Below are 13,873 nucleotides of genomic sequence, written 5' to 3' on the forward strand. Positions count from 1 at the left end.
GATATGCGTGCGTATCCCCCGGATAGGGCGCTCCGGTAACCGGAACCGCAACTTCGAGAGCTGCTTATCGTGAAGCTCACGGTCACGGTTTCGAGGACGACACCAAATGTTCGCGCGTCATGGGTTCACTGTTTATCTGGCCGGAACAATCCTCAGTGTCGGGTTTGCGGCGACACCCGCCGCATCCCGTGAGCTCGTTGCCTTTGATCAAGCGGTCATGCCCGGCACGGTCGTGGTCAGAACCTCAGAGCGAAGGCTCTACCTCGTCAACGGTGACGGTACGGCGATCCGCTATCCGGTGGCGGTGGGCAAGCCCGGCAAGCAATGGACCGGCGCCACCACCATCGACGGCAAGTATGTGGAGCCGGCTTGGTCGCCGCCGCGGGAGGTGAAGCGCGACAATCCGCGACTGCCCGACGTCATCGCCGGCGGCTCGCCGCGTAACCCGATGGGCGCGGCGGCAATGACGCTTGCCGGCGGTGAATACGCCATTCACGGCACCAACCGCCCGAACTCGGTGGGTACATACGCATCTTACGGCTGCATCCGCATGTACAACCAGGATGTGGTCGATCTCTACGGGCGCGTCTCCGTTGGAACGCAGGTCTACGTCACGCGCTGAGACCTCGCTTAGAAATCGACCGCAATGCCTTTCACTTCCCAGTCGTCGTAACGAACAGGCTCGAGGCCGCCACGGCCCTGGCGCTCTCGCGCGGCGGATATCTCCGCCGCCTTCGCGTCGATGGCCGCGCGCCGGTCGGCAGCCTCGGCCAAAGCACGCTCGGCGGCGGGTGTCAGCCCCGCGCGGGGCGGGATCTCGGCGTTTTCCGCGTTGTCGGGCATTGTCATGGCTTGCATCTCAGTGGGCCGGATGGGAGGGCATCCGTTGGAACTGGCTTCGGGTAACCGGGCCTCTGAGACGGAAAGTGGCATTCATGGCGACACGCCGCAACGCGGACGGGCCGACGACGACGATCGACCGCACCGTTCCGGGCCTCGCCGCCCGGCAGGTGGCGCATGCCGCCGTGGCCGATCTCCTCGTTCAGGGACGGGCTTTCGCGCTCGAAGACGCCCTCGCTCAGGCGGGTCGTGACGCAGGCCTCGATGCGGCCGATGCGTCCCTCGCCCGCGCCATTGCCACCGCCACCTTCCGCCGCCTCGGCTTCCTGCGGCGAATGCTTTCGGCTCGGATGAACCAGGGCCTGCCGCCGGATCAGCCACGACTGGTGGCTCTCCTCGTGACCGGCGCCGTTCAGATCCTCGATCTCAACGTGCCGGACCATGCCGCCGTCGATCTTTCGGTGCGCCTCGCCAAGGGTGACCCCTATCTTCAGCACACGCCGGGCCTCGTGAACGCCATCCTACGTCGGGTGATCCGCGAGCGGGACGCCATCGCGGCAGAGGCGTCCGATCCCCTGGCGCAAAATACGCCGGACTGGCTCGCCGCTCGCTGGAGCGCCGCCTACGGACCCGACACTGCCCGAGCCATCGCCTCGGCTCATCTCTCCGGCGCCGCGATCGACATCACGCCGCGTGGACCGGCCGCGGAATGGGCCGATCGCCTCGGCGGCGTCGCCCTTCCCACCGGCAGCATCCGCCTGCACGAGGTCCGTTCTGCGGTTTCGGAACTCCCCGGATATGCTGAGGGCGTGTGGTGGGTGCAGGACGCCGCCGCCGCCATCCCGGCGCGCCTGCTCGCAGTCGGGCCGGGGCAGCGCGTGGCCGATCTCTGCGCGGCACCGGGCGGCAAGACCGCTCAGCTCGCCGCCATGGGGGCGGAAGTGGTCGCCGTGGATCGTTCGGCCCAGCGCCTCGAGCGTCTGACGGAGAATCTCACGCGCCTCGGCCTCAAGGCCGAAATCCGCATCGGCGACGCTACTCAGTTGCCCGAGAGCGATGCCGATACGTTCGACGCCGTGCTTCTCGATGCGCCATGCTCGGCGACCGGCACGATCCGGCGGCATCCGGACGTCGCCTGGACCAAGGCCGGTGGCGATATCGGACGCCTTGCCGGTCTGCAGCGCCGCCTGCTCGACCGTGCCGCCACCCTTGTGAAGCCGGGTGGGCGTCTCGTCTATTGCACCTGCTCGCTGGAACCCGAGGAAGGTGAGGGACAGGTCGCGGCCTTCCTCGCACGCAATCCGGCTTTCGAGCGGCTTCCGATTCGCGTCGAGGAGATTGGCGGCCTCGAAGAACTCATAAATGGCGACGGCGATCTTCGGACGCTGCCCTCGCACCTCTCCGGCGAAACGACCACCGGCGAGGAAGGGCCGCCTGCGGCGCGCGGCGGGATCGACGGGTTCTTCGCGAGCCGTCTGGTTCGGAAGGCGTAGGACGCGCGGTGCGTGCCCCCCGCCATGCCATTGCCGGCCTGTTCGGGGGGCTTCTTCTCCTGGGCCAAGCTGGGGCCGACGAGATCGACCGCCGAATCCTGCCGGTTGCGCCGACCTATACCCGCAATGCGACCTGCGCCTCGGTCTCGGCGACGATTCCTTTCGAGATTCATACAGGGACCCAGGATGTAGGCATCTCGCCCTCGCCGAAGGACCTGCCGCTGAACCAAGGTGAGAGTGCGATCTGCTTTGCTTATGCCACGGCGGACATGATTTCGCACCGCGTTGGCAGGCCGGTCTCTCCCTTGGATGTGGCGACGAAATTCTATTTCGCCGACCCAGCCAGGCTGGAGACGATCTCGGACCCGCATCTCAAGCGCCATCTCCGTGCGCATCCGGCCTACCGGGCCGACATCGCCTGGAGTCGCAATACTGCCGAGGTCACCAAGGACGGTAACCCAGCTCTGGAACCGTATTTCGACAAGATCGAAGGCGGTGAGGAGGACACGGCGGCGCTCCTCTACAACATCGGCGGGTATTGCGAGGACCGCGACCTGCCGTCCAATGACGGTTATCGCTACGTCATGCCGACATTGCGTTCGCTGCGCTACCGGACAAGGCTTCACCCGGCGCGACAAAGCTTTCGTGCTGTGGCTGCAACCGCTTCCCACTTGCGTGGGCGGCGGGCTGATTCATTCAACGCAGCATGGATCGCCCATGTGGAGGCCGTCTGCCGGCGTGTGCCGCTACCTGTGCCGCTTCTGCCGGTCTCCTACCGTGTGGCGGCGAGCCAAGCCGATTTCGCGGACATGCTCGAGTCCGGCCGTCATCCGAGCAAGCAAAAACTCGACCGAATCCTGGCCATGGTCGATTACGCACTCGACCGCGGCCGTGTGCCGACAGTGGGGTATAGCTGGTACCTTCTCGAAGACCGCGATCCGAAGGACCCGGACCTGTTCGCCGATCATGCGAGCCCGGTCATCGGCCGCCGCAAGGCAGAGGGCACCTGCCAGTATAGAATCCAGGACAATACCGGTGAATATTGCGGCCGCATGCGCGACGGCATCCGTGAACGTTGCGACAACGGACGCATCTGGGTCACTGAAAGCGAGCTGAGGAAGACCTTGTACAGCGTGACCTATCTGAGATAGGCGTCTAAAAACAGTATCGGTGTCGGCCTTACGGTGTAATGATTCGCATGGAGACGGTCTGCACCTGCGCATCGCCGTTTTGATCGCTGGCAGGTGCGGTCTTCTTCAGCCGCGCCATGAACTTGCGCACCTCGTCGGGCGGCAATGCACCCATCGGTGCGATCATCATGGACAGGAGTGCTTTGGTCTTGCGATCGACCGAGGCGGAACGGCTCACCGGCTCGAAATCCCGCACCGTGTGAGTCTTGTCCTCGTTGCCGGTAAAGACACGCGCGCCGTCCTTCAGCACGACGATGTCGCCCGGACGTAGGGTCGGATCCTTTAGCAGGGCGTTCATCGGTCCAGAAGACATGGAGATCGGCGTCTGGCGCTCGGCGATATGAAGCTGCAGCGGCTCGCTCTTCGGCAGGGCGGCATAACGGATCTTCGGACGGGGGCGGCTGGCTTCGCGCCGGATCGACGGAAGCCGGCGCTCAAATTGGGGCACGGGGACGGCTTGCTGCTGCTCGACAGCAGGACGGGCGGGAGAGAACAGCGCCTCGAAAAGTCCGCCCAAGCCACGGTCTTGAGCGTTTTGCGCCATCGCTGCGCTAGATGTGCACAATAACGCTGCTGCCGATATCAAGAGGCCGGCACGCTTGGCGACTGGGATGACAGTCATGGACACACTGCCATTGCTGGAGGCTACAGGGGAGAAGCTCGCTGGACGCTGTGTATAACCTGTGCAGCATTCAACCGTTCCAGCCGAGTTTGCCAAAAAATACAGTTCGGCGATTCAGCTTGGTGCCACGCCTCGCCCCAGTGGATGGCTCCGGCTCGAAGGCAAAAACCCGTGCGCAGATCGGCCTATGCATCGTGGGCAGTGTCGGCATCCTTAATCGTTGGTTAATACGCACGGCTTAGCTTTCGTGATGGGCGACATCTGGCGCGAGGGCCCAATCGGGTCTGGGCGCTGGAGGAAAGGTGTGCGTGGGTTGGGGGGTTGATCGCTGGCGGTTCTATCGGCTCGTCGGGCGGGAGATCGTCCGCTCGGCGCGGGGTGTGTCCGCACGCCTGACGGCGAGTCCAGACCTGCTCGCGCGGGCGCGCGTCACCGCCCTGGTCATCGCCCCGCACGATCTGCGCACTAGCGACGCCACCTTTGCCGACGACATCTATGCCGGCCTCTTCGTTTTCGCGGGACGCTCCCTTTCCGTGAGCGGTCGGTCACCGTTCGACTATGCGCCGCCGTCACCGGAATGGGCGGATGCGTTCTACGGATTCGGATGGCTGCGCCATCTGCGCGCCGCCGATACGGCCCTGGCTCGAGCCAATGCCCGAGCCTTCGTGGCGGATTTCATCGCTGGCCGTGGCGATGAGACTCTGGCCGCGCCCGTCCCCGTTGCCGCGCGGCGGTTGATCTCCTTCCTCTGTCAGTCGCCGCTGGTTCTGGAAGGCGCGGACCATGCCTTCTACCAAGCCTTCCTCAAGGCCGTCGGGCGCGGCGCAAGAGACCTCGAACGCTCCCTGCGCCGTGGCCTGCCGCCGCAATCGCGGCTCTTGGCGGTGGTGGCGCTGTGTTATGCTGGCCTGTGCTGCGAGGGCATCCAGCCGATCCTGCGCCGGGCCACCCGCATCCTGTCTCGCGAACTCGATCGGCAGATCATGGCGGATGGCGGGCATCGCAGCCGCGATCCGCGCTTCGCCATGGAGCTCCTGCTCGATCTCCTACCCCTGCGCCAAAGTTTCCTGAGCCGCAGCCTCGACCCGCCGGAGGCTCTGCTTCACGCGATCGACCGGATGCTCCCGTTGCTGCGGCTCCTGCGCCACGGCGATGCGTCCCTGAGCCATTTCAACGGCATGGGCGCCACGGCGGCGGACCATCTCGCCACCTTGCTGGTCTATGACGGGGCCCTGGCGCAGCCGCTGATGCATGCGCCGAATTCCGGCTACGAGCGGCTGGAAAGCGGCCGTGTCGTTTTAGTCGCTGATGTGGGGGCGCCGCCGCCGCTGCCCTTCTCGATGAATGCGGGGGCCGGCTGCCTTTCCTTCGAGATGTCGAGCGGCCCCCAGCGAGTGGTCATCAATTGCGGCCTGCCGGCGAGCGGCCCGGAATTGCGTCGCCTCGCCCGCAGCACCGCCGCCCATTCCACGGCGACGATAGGGGATTCGTCCTCATGCCGATTCCTCGGTGCCAGCGAAGGACTGGGCAGTCGCTGGGCCTCGGACTGGCTCATCAAGCGGATCGGTCCCGTGCTCGTGCGCGGTCCGCGCGCCGTCAAATCCGAGCGGACGAGCGATGGCGGAACGTTGATCCTGGCCGGACGCCATGACGGCTATGCCGCCGAGTTCGGGATCGTCCATGAGCGCCGCTGGCGCCTCCTGCCCGACGGGGCGGGGCTAGAAGGCGAGGATGCCTTCGTTCCGGTGGCCCATAAGGGCAACCGGATCCGGCTACGTCCGCCCGAGGCGGCAATCCGCTTCCATCTGCACCCCGCCATCGCGGCCAATGCGGCGGTCGGCGGTGGGGTCGATCTCGCCTCGCCCCTGGGGGAGGTCTGGCGGTTCGAGGCCGAGGGCGCTGCGGTAGCGCTGGAGGAGAGCGTCTATTTCGCGGGTCTCACCGGTGCGCGCCGAACCGACCAGATCGTCCTGTATGTCACGGCCGGGGAGGGCGCCCCGGTGCGATGGCGCTTCCTGCACATCGCACAGGCGCCGGGGCGGGGCGAACCCGCCGTGCGTGACGCTTCCATGGCCGATGACGCGGCGCGGTAGCCGATAGGGCGTCACATGTGGTACCCGCGCCTTTGAGGGGCAGGATCTGCCCTGTGCCGGACGGTTCTCGACGATGTCGCATGATCAGGCGCGGGTTGCCCGCGCACTTCTTTCCGTTTCCGACAAGACGGGTCTCGTGGATTTCGCCCGCGCGCTGTCCGAGCGTGGCGTGGCCCTGGTCTCCACCGGCGGCACCCATCGGGCGCTCACCGAGGCGGGGCTTCCTGTCACGGAGGTGGCCGAGATCACCGGTTTTCCCGAGATGATGGACGGACGGGTGAAGACCCTGCACCCGGCTGTGCATGGCGGCCTGCTCGCAGTGCGCGACGACCCTCAGCACCAGGCCGCACTTGCCGCACACGGCATCGGCGCCATCGATCTTCTCGTGGTCAATCTCTACCCGTTCGAGGCGACGATCGCGAAACCCTGCGGCTATGACGATGCGGTGGAAAACATCGATGTCGGCGGTCCGGCCATGATTCGCGCCGCCGCGAAGAACCACGCCGACGTGGCTGTGGTGGTGGATGTGGCTGATTACGCTGCCATCCTCACCGAGCTCGAGGCCGGCAACGGTGCGCTCGGAGCGGCGACTCGAAAGCGCCTTGCCCAGAAGGCCTTTGCCCGCACCGCCTCCTACGATGCTGCGATTGCGTCCTGGCTTGCCGACCATGTCGAGATGGATGAGGCGCCTGCCTACCGCGCTTTCGGCGGCACGCTCGCCCAATCCCTGCGCTACGGCGAGAACCCACACCAATCGGCGGCCTTCTACCGGACGCCCGGCCTCGTTCGGCCCGGCGTGGCGAGCGCCCGCCAGCTCCAAGGCAAGGAGCTGTCCTTCAACAACCTCAACGACACCGACGCGGCCTACGAATGTGTGGCCGAGTTCGATCCGGCCCGCGCCGCCGCGGTGGCGATCATCAAGCACGCCAATCCCTGTGGCGTCGCCGAAGGTCCTACGCTGGCGGAGGCCTATGAGCGGGCTCTGGCCTGCGACCCGACCTCGGCCTTCGGCGGCATCGTCGCCCTCAACCGCACACTGGATGCCGAATCGGCTGCGCGGATCGTCGAGATCTTCACCGAGGTGATCATCGCGCCGGACGCCACCGAAGAGGCGATCGCCATCGTCGCGGCCAAGAAGAACCTGCGTCTCCTCCTCGCGGGCGCTCTTCCCGACCCGCGCGCCAAGGGCTTCGCCATGCGCAACCTCGCCGGCGGCATCCTCGTTCAGGGCCGCGACGCCGCGGTGGTCGACGACATGACGCTGAAGGTGGTGACGAAGCGCGAGCCCTCGACCCAGGAATACGCAGACATGCGCTTCGCTTACCGCGTCGCCAAGCACGTCAAGTCGAATGCCATCGTCTACGCGCGCGACGGTGCTACGGTGGGGATCGGCGCAGGACAGATGTCGCGGGTCGATTCCTCACGTATCGCCGCCTGGAAGGCGGCGGAGGGCGCCAAACGCATCGGTGCGACCGAGAGCCTAGCCAAGGGCTCTGTGGTTGCCTCGGACGCGTTCTTCCCCTTCGCCGATGGCCTGATCGCGGCGGCGGAAGCCGGCGCCACCGCGGTGATTCAGCCGGGCGGGTCGATGCGTGACGCCGACGTAATCAAAGCCGCCGACGAAGCCGGTCTCGCCATGGTGTTTACAGGGCATCGTCACTTCCGGCACTGATGCCGCGCGGTGCGCGGCAAACGGCCTGCGCGCATCGCCTTGTCGAGGCTTTCTTCCATGACGAACATCTCTCCTTCCCCCGATCGCGCCCAGCGCCGAGCGGCCGGTAAGCGCTTGCGCGATGCGGTTCCCCGTGAATCCCATGCCGACTGGTATCCTGCCGAGAACCGCGATCCGCTCGCGGTTCTCCGGGCGAACGATTCGGGCAGGTTGCTCGAACTGATCCCTCTGCGGCACGAGCGGATGCGGGCAAACCCATTTGCGTTCCTGCGTGGGGCTGCCGCTGTGATGGCCGCCGACCTCGCGGGCGTTCCGGTTCCGGGCATTCCCGTCCAGGCCTGCGGCGATTGCCACATCGGCAATTTCGGCGTGTATCGCAGCGCCGAGGGCCAGACCCTTTTCGACATCAACGATTTCGACGAGACGCTTTGGAACGTCGATTTCACGATCGATGTGAAGCGCCTCGCCGCCAGTGTCGCTGTCGCCGCCCTGCCTCAGGGCGAGGACCGGGCACATCGTGCGGCTCGGGCAAGCGTCCGGGCTTATCGCGAACATATGCGTGACCTGTCGCATCTCTCGCCGCTCGCCATCTGGCACAGCCGGATCGATCTCGATCACGAAATCGGTCGCCTCGGCGACGGAGATCTGTGCCGCCGCCTCCTGTCCGACGCGGCTTCCGAGACCGCCGACGGCCTCAGCCATGGCGATGCACCGGACATCGATCCTGCGAGCTTCGGCGCCGATCCGTCTTTGTGGCGCATCGCCGACAAGGCCCCGACCGTCTTCCATGAAGGGCCGAACGGTCTGACCGAGGCGGTGCAGGAAGCGGCCGCCGCGTTGCTCGCCTATCCGCAAAGCCTTCAGGCCGACCGGAACCTGCTGGCTCTGCGCTACATGCAGCGCGATGTCGCCTTCAAGGTGGTGGGGATCGGCTCGGTGGGCACGGTCTGCGCCGTGGGGTTGTATACCGACGCGGATGGTGCGCCGCTCTTCCTGCAGATCAAGGAAGCCCGGCCTTCGGTGCTGGCGCAGCTCGCCCTGAGCCCATTCTTCCTCGCATCCGAAGGTCAGCGCGTCATCGACGGGCAGCGCATCATGCAGGCCGCGAGCGACATGTTCCTGGGCACCGCCTATTCCGATGCGAGTGGGCGCTCCTACTATGTCCGCCAGCTGAAGAACAAGAAGCTGTCGGCCGTCGCCGAAATCATGTCCGAGAGCGGTCCCAAGGCCTATGCCCAACTTTGCGGGACCACGCTCGCCCGTGCCCATGCCCGCTCAGGGGACGCAGCGATGATCGCCGGCTATCTCGGCAAGGGCGATGCCTTCGACGAGGCGGTGGCCGAATTCGCGATGCGCTATGCGTGGCAGACGATGGCGGACCACGATGCGCTGAAGCAGGCCTATCAGGAGCCCGCCGAGGCTGCGTGAAGGCAAAGGCCTCATGCAAGGTCTGACCGAACCCTGCGGCATAAGTCGAACCCTTCGACGACGTCGGAGATGACAAACGAAGAAGGCCCTGTCTCGCGACAGGGCCTTCTTCGTATCGTCGCCTAACAGGCATCGGGTCTTCAAGGCACCGACGCCGTTGAAGCACTTGCTCAAGGTGGACCGGGGTTGAGCCCCGGCCCAGTTCTACGCCTCGAACTCTAGCGTGCCGGGCGGTCGTCCCAGGTGAAGATGTCCCTGTCCTTGGTCTCGGGGATGAACAGGGCACCGATGACGGCCGTCGCGAGGGCGATGACGATCGGGTACCAGAGGCCGAAATAGATGTCGCCGGTCTGGGCCACCATGGCGAAGGCGGTGGCCGGCAGAAGGCCGCCAAACCAGCCATTGCCGATATGGTAGGGCAGCGACATCGAGGTGTAGCGGATACGCGTCGGGAAGAGCTCGACGAGAGCCGCCGCGATCGGGCCGTAGACCATCGTCACGTAGAGGACGAGGATCGTCAGAATACCGATGATCGTCAGTTTCTGGACCGAGAAGATGTCGATCATCTTGGCGAAGTTCGACAGGCCGTCCTTCGGTTCGATGGCGATCTTCACGATGCTCGGGTTGTTGGCGCCAGGGTAGCCGGCGGCCGTGAGCGCGGCGCCGATATCCTTGGCGAAGGCCGGATCGGCAGCGGCGAATTCCTTGCCGGCGACGGTGACGGTGGCCTTGGTGCCGGGAGCGACCGGCTCGGTGGTGTAGTTCACCGCGGACCGGGCGAGCAGCGCCTTGGCGATGTCGCAGGAATTGGTGAACTTGGCCGTTCCCACCGGATTGAACTGGAACGAGCAATCCGCCGGGTCGGCCTTCACCACCACCTGCGTGCTCTGCTGGGCCGCGTGCAGGGCCGGGTTGGCCGCAGCGGTCAGCGCTTTGAACAGCGGGAAGAAGGTCAGTGCCGCGATGACGCAACCGCCGAGGACGATCGGCTTGCGGCCGATCTTGTCGGAGAGCGCCCCGAAGAACAGGAATCCGCCGGTGCCGAGGATGAGCGACCAGGCGATGAGCACGTTGGCCGTGAACTGATCGACCTTCAGGATCGTCTGAAGGAAGAACAGCGCGTAGAACTGGCCGGTGTACCAGACCACGGCCTGGCCGGCGGTGAGGCCGAGCAGGGCGAGGAGCGCCCACTTGGCGTTGCGCCACTGGCCGAACGCCTCGGAGAGCGGCGCCTTCGAGCCGGTGCCCTCGTCCTTCATCTTCTTGAAGGCCGGGCTCTCCTGCATCTGCAGACGGATCCAGACCGAGACGCCGAGCAGCACGATCGAGACCAAGAACGGAATGCGCCAGCCCCAGGCGGCGAAGGGCGTGATCGTCCCGGCCGAACCATCGGCGAGGGTGGTGGCGACGGGCGCGTAGTTCGCGTTGACGTAGATCTGGGTGAACAGGATCACCATCAGCGACAGCAGCAGCCCGAGGGTCGCCGTGGTCTGGATGAAGGCCGTGTAGAAACCGCGACGCCCGGGGGGAGCGTGCTCGGCCACGTATACCGCTGCGCCGCCATACTCACCACCGAGGGCGAGACCCTGGAGCATGCGCAGAGCCAGCAGCGCCACGGGCGCGACCCAACCGACGCCGTACTCGTTCATCGTGGCGTAGGATGGCAGAAGGCCGACCACAAAGGTCGAGATGCCCATGATCAGGATGGTCACGAGGAAGGTGTACTTGCGGCCCACAAGGTCGCCGAGACGTCCGAACACCAGTGCGCCGAAGGGGCGGACCAGAAAGCCCGCTGCGAAGGCCATCAGGGCGAAAATGTTGCGCGTGGCTTCCGGATAGGCCGAGAAGAACTGCGCGCCGATGATCGCGGCCAGCGATCCATAGAGATAGAAATCGTACCACTCGAACACGGTACCGAGCGAGGAGGCCAGAATGACCTTCTTCTCGCCGGCACTCATGGGCCGTGCGGCTTCCTTTGGTAATGGGACCGCTGACGTTGCAGACATGGGGGAATCCTCCAAATTTTTTTACTTCCAGGCTTTTGCAGGCCTGGCTTTCATCATTTCAGAAACTTGGGCGCTGCGTCGGCGTTCGCAGTCGCTGAAGTCCTGGCGCGCATTGGTCTTGCCGCTCACGGAAACGAGAGCGATCGACGCTACCTCACGCCATGATTTCGCCCAAGAGTGAAAAAGCTGTACGGCAGGGAGATATTCACGTTTTTATGCAGTGGTGTCACTTTGGTGCCGATTGGTAGGACCGCTGCCCGATGGGATGCCATGAATGAGAAAGGGCGCGGCTTCCGCCGCGCCCTCTCGAGTACTCGTAGTGTGGTCTTCGAACCGTCAGTGAGCGTGGGCGCCGTCGGCTCCGATCCCGGTCTCCGAGCGCACGAACTGCTGTTCGAACAATGCGCGCTCGCGCTTGGCCCTGGCAGTATTGTCGAGCTTCGACACGACGTAGATCGTGAGGAAGGCCAGCGGCATCGAGAACAGGGCCGGGTTGTCGTAGGGGAAGATCGCCACAGGATTACCGAAGGTCGTCACCCACACTGCCTTCGACAGGATCACCATTCCGACAGCCGCGAAAAGGCCGACGAATCCGCCAATCAGTGCGCCCCAGGTGGTCGTGCCCCGCCATAGGATCGACATGGTCAGGATGGGAAAGTTGCAGCTCGCCGCCACCGAGAATGCGAGGCCGACCATGAAGGCGACGTTCTGGTTCTCGAAAACGTATCCGAGATAGATCGCCACGATACCGATGACGACCGCCGAGATCTTCGAGAGTCGCACTTCGGACGCTTCGTTGGTGCGTCCGCGGGCGATGACGCTGGCATAGAGATCGTGGCTGACCGCCGATGCACCGGCGAGCGTGAGCCCGGCCACGACAGCGAGAATGGTGGCGAAGGCGACTGCCGAGATGAAGCCGAGGAAGTACGGCCCGCCAACGGCGTTGGCGAGGTTCACAGCAACCATGTTGGTGCCGCCAAGCATCCCCTTCAGCTTGTCGAACGCACCCGCCGGATCGAGCTTGAAGTAGACCGGATCGGACATCAGCAGGGCGATGCCGCCGAAGCCGATGATGAAGGTCAGGATGTAGAAGTAGCCAATCAGGCCGGTGGCGTAGAACACCGATTTGCGGGCGGCCTGAGCATCGGAGACGGTGAAAAAGCGCATCAGGATGTGTGGTAGGCCGGCGGTGCCGAACATCAGACCGACGCCGAGGGAGATCGCTTCGATGGGGTTCGAGACGAGGCCGCCCGGCGCCATGATGGCATCGCCCTTCGGATGGGTGGCGACGGCGGCCGAGAACAGGGCCTCGGGGTTGAAGCCGTATTTGTAGAGGACCGCACCGGCCATGAAGGTGGCACCCCCGAGGAGAAGGCAGGCCTTGATGACCTGGACCCAAGTGGTCGCCTTCATGCCGCCGAACGCCACGTAGACGATCATCAGCACGCCGACGATCACGACCGCATAGAGATATTCGAGGCCGAACAGCAGTTGGATCAGTTTCCCTGCGCCGACCATTTGGGCGATCAGGTAGAACGCCACCACCACGAGGGTGCCCACTGCCGAAATGATGCGGATCGAGGTCTGGTCGAGGCGAAAGGAGGCGACGTCGGCGAAGGTGAACTTGCCGAGGTTGCGCAGCCGCTCTGCAATGAGAAACAGCACGATCGGCCACCCCACGAGGAAGCCTGTGGAATAGATCAGACCATCGAAGCCGGACGTATAGACGAGGCCGGAGATGCCGAGGAATGAGGCAGCCGACATGTAGTCGCCGGCAATGGCCAGCGAGTTTGTGCCGGCCGAGATACCACCGCCGGCGGCGTAGAAGTCAGAGGCCGATTTGGTGCCCTTGGCCGCCTTGTAAGTGATGCCGAGGGTGAAGAGCACGAAGAACGCGAACATACCGATGGCCGGCCAGTTCGTCTGGGCTTTCGTGACGGCGCCGATATCCGGACCGGCGGCGTAGGCCGCGCCAGCGAGGATGACTGCGAGGGTGGTGCCCAGGGCGATGGGGTGGGCTGAGCGGATCATCGGCCGAGATCCCGCTTAAGGGCAGCAGTCAGTTCGTCGAAGCGGCCGTTGGCACGCTGGACGTAAATGCCGGTGAGGATGAAGGCGAAGACAATCACGGCGACGCCGAGGACCAGGCCCAACGAGGTCGTGGCGCTCCCGACCTTCATGGCGAGCAGCGACTTGTCGAAGGCGATGAGGCCGATGAAGCCGAAATAGACGAGCAGCATCGCGATGGTCAGCGTCCAGCCGAAGCGGGTCCGCTCGTGGACGAGTTCCTTGAAACGCGGATTCTGCGCGATCCGCGCAGTCTCGATATCGGACATGGCGTAACTTTCCCTGAAGCTTCGGCCCTTCTGAACGGGGCCTCGGTCTTGGCGAATACTATGGCGATGGGAGGCGAGCGCGTGCGATGCCGCCGAACCTGTCTCGTGTTGCGAGGCGTGCCGGCGCAAGCGCCGCACGGTCACGATATCGTCAGGACAGGCGGGAGAGGCGGCTGAAAATGCGAGCGGCGCA

12 protein-coding genes are annotated in these 13,873 nt (G+C 65.1%); 7 read left to right on the forward strand and 5 right to left on the reverse strand.

Going from position 1 to position 13,873, the window contains the following annotated elements; translation table 11 throughout:
- Positions 1–106 precede the first annotated feature (106 nt).
- Positions 107–622, forward strand: a complete 516-nt coding sequence (locus tag ACYQR9_RS08700) for a L,D-transpeptidase (protein ID WP_461229340.1) — start codon at positions 107–109, stop codon at positions 620–622.
- 8 nt (positions 623–630) lie between these two features.
- Here the strand turns inward: ACYQR9_RS08700 and ACYQR9_RS08705 are convergent, their stop codons facing one another.
- On the reverse strand, positions 631–849 hold the full coding sequence (locus tag ACYQR9_RS08705; protein WP_461229341.1) for a DUF1674 domain-containing protein: 219 nt from the start codon (positions 847–849) through the stop codon (positions 631–633).
- Between the two features lie 86 nt (positions 850–935).
- On the opposite strand from ACYQR9_RS08705, the gene ACYQR9_RS08710 reads away from it, so the two are divergent.
- Together ACYQR9_RS08710 and ACYQR9_RS08715 are read left to right on the forward strand one after the other, a co-directional pair.
- The gene (locus ACYQR9_RS08710) at positions 936–2,333 is read left to right on the forward strand and encodes an RsmB/NOP family class I SAM-dependent RNA methyltransferase (protein WP_461229342.1); all 1,398 of its coding nucleotides are present in this window, start codon (positions 936–938) and stop codon (positions 2,331–2,333) included.
- Between the two features lie 8 nt (positions 2,334–2,341).
- Positions 2,342–3,484 carry a hypothetical protein gene (locus tag ACYQR9_RS08715; protein WP_461229343.1) on the forward strand — a complete coding sequence of 381 codons (1,143 nt, stop codon included), beginning with the start codon at positions 2,342–2,344 and terminating at the stop codon, positions 3,482–3,484.
- A gap of 28 nt (positions 3,485–3,512) precedes the next feature.
- Here ACYQR9_RS08715 and ACYQR9_RS08720 read toward each other — a convergent pair whose 3' ends face one another.
- Positions 3,513–4,040, reverse strand: coding sequence for a hypothetical protein (locus ACYQR9_RS08720; protein WP_461229344.1), 528 nt, complete (start codon positions 4,038–4,040; stop codon positions 3,513–3,515).
- 413 nt (positions 4,041–4,453) lie between these two features.
- Between ACYQR9_RS08720 and ACYQR9_RS08725 the strand changes: the two genes are divergently transcribed.
- The 3 genes from ACYQR9_RS08725 to ACYQR9_RS08735 all read left to right on the forward strand — a co-directional run bounded on the left by ACYQR9_RS08725 (position 4,454) and on the right by ACYQR9_RS08735 (position 9,338).
- Positions 4,454–6,238, forward strand: a complete 1,785-nt coding sequence (locus ACYQR9_RS08725; RefSeq protein WP_461229345.1) for a heparinase II/III family protein — start codon at positions 4,454–4,456, stop codon at positions 6,236–6,238.
- A gap of 73 nt (positions 6,239–6,311) precedes the next feature.
- Positions 6,312–7,910, forward strand: coding sequence for a bifunctional phosphoribosylaminoimidazolecarboxamide formyltransferase/IMP cyclohydrolase (gene purH / locus ACYQR9_RS08730; protein WP_207410329.1), 1,599 nt, complete (start codon positions 6,312–6,314; stop codon positions 7,908–7,910).
- A gap of 57 nt (positions 7,911–7,967) precedes the next feature.
- Positions 7,968–9,338 carry a DUF2252 domain-containing protein gene (locus tag ACYQR9_RS08735; RefSeq protein ID WP_461229346.1) on the forward strand — a complete coding sequence of 457 codons (1,371 nt, stop codon included), beginning with the start codon at positions 7,968–7,970 and terminating at the stop codon, positions 9,336–9,338.
- 218 nt (positions 9,339–9,556) lie between these two features.
- On the opposite strand, the gene ACYQR9_RS08740 is transcribed toward ACYQR9_RS08735, so the two are convergent.
- Positions 9,557–11,296: an MFS transporter gene (locus ACYQR9_RS08740; RefSeq protein ID WP_461229347.1), complete on the reverse strand. Its 1,740-nt coding sequence runs from the start codon at positions 11,294–11,296 to the stop codon at positions 9,557–9,559.
- Here ACYQR9_RS08740 and ACYQR9_RS08745 point away from each other — a divergent pair.
- Positions 11,271–11,525, forward strand: coding sequence for a hypothetical protein (locus ACYQR9_RS08745; protein ID WP_461229348.1), 255 nt, complete (start codon positions 11,271–11,273; stop codon positions 11,523–11,525). The genes ACYQR9_RS08740 and ACYQR9_RS08745 overlap by 26 nt on opposite strands.
- Positions 11,526–11,680: 155 nt before the next feature.
- On the opposite strand, the gene ACYQR9_RS08750 is transcribed toward ACYQR9_RS08745, so the two are convergent.
- Complete coding sequence (locus tag ACYQR9_RS08750) at positions 11,681–13,375, reverse strand: cation acetate symporter (RefSeq protein ID WP_207410331.1); 1,695 nt, start codon at positions 13,373–13,375, stop codon at positions 11,681–11,683.
- A complete protein-coding gene (locus ACYQR9_RS08755) occupies positions 13,372–13,680 on the reverse strand; it encodes a DUF485 domain-containing protein (RefSeq protein WP_056432180.1) in 309 nt (102 codons plus the stop codon). The genes ACYQR9_RS08750 and ACYQR9_RS08755 overlap by 4 nt, the downstream gene beginning before the upstream one ends.
- Positions 13,681–13,873 lie beyond the last annotated feature (193 nt).

This window comes from Methylobacterium sp. CM6241, from assembly GCF_054817845.1.

What these genes read in the sequence shown, in the direction of transcription:
- ACYQR9_RS08750 (WP_207410331.1), bottom strand. Translation starts at nt 13,375, where the DNA reads ATGATCCGCTCAGCCCACCCCATCGCCCTGGGCACCACCCTCGCAGTC.
- ACYQR9_RS08710 (WP_461229342.1), top strand. Translation starts at nt 936, where the DNA reads ATGGCGACACGCCGCAACGCGGACGGGCCGACGACGACGATCGACCGC.
- ACYQR9_RS08705 (WP_461229341.1), bottom strand. Translation starts at nt 849, where the DNA reads ATGACAATGCCCGACAACGCGGAAAACGCCGAGATCCCGCCCCGCGCG.
- ACYQR9_RS08740 (WP_461229347.1), bottom strand. Translation starts at nt 11,296, where the DNA reads ATGAGTGCCGGCGAGAAGAAGGTCATTCTGGCCTCCTCGCTCGGTACC.
- ACYQR9_RS08745 (WP_461229348.1), top strand. Translation starts at nt 11,271, where the DNA reads ATGACCTTCTTCTCGCCGGCACTCATGGGCCGTGCGGCTTCCTTTGGT.
- ACYQR9_RS08700 (WP_461229340.1), top strand. Translation starts at nt 107, where the DNA reads ATGTTCGCGCGTCATGGGTTCACTGTTTATCTGGCCGGAACAATCCTC.
- ACYQR9_RS08735 (WP_461229346.1), top strand. Translation starts at nt 7,968, where the DNA reads ATGACGAACATCTCTCCTTCCCCCGATCGCGCCCAGCGCCGAGCGGCC.
- ACYQR9_RS08755 (WP_056432180.1), bottom strand. Translation starts at nt 13,680, where the DNA reads ATGTCCGATATCGAGACTGCGCGGATCGCGCAGAATCCGCGTTTCAAG.
- purH (WP_207410329.1), top strand. Translation starts at nt 6,312, where the DNA reads ATGTCGCATGATCAGGCGCGGGTTGCCCGCGCACTTCTTTCCGTTTCC.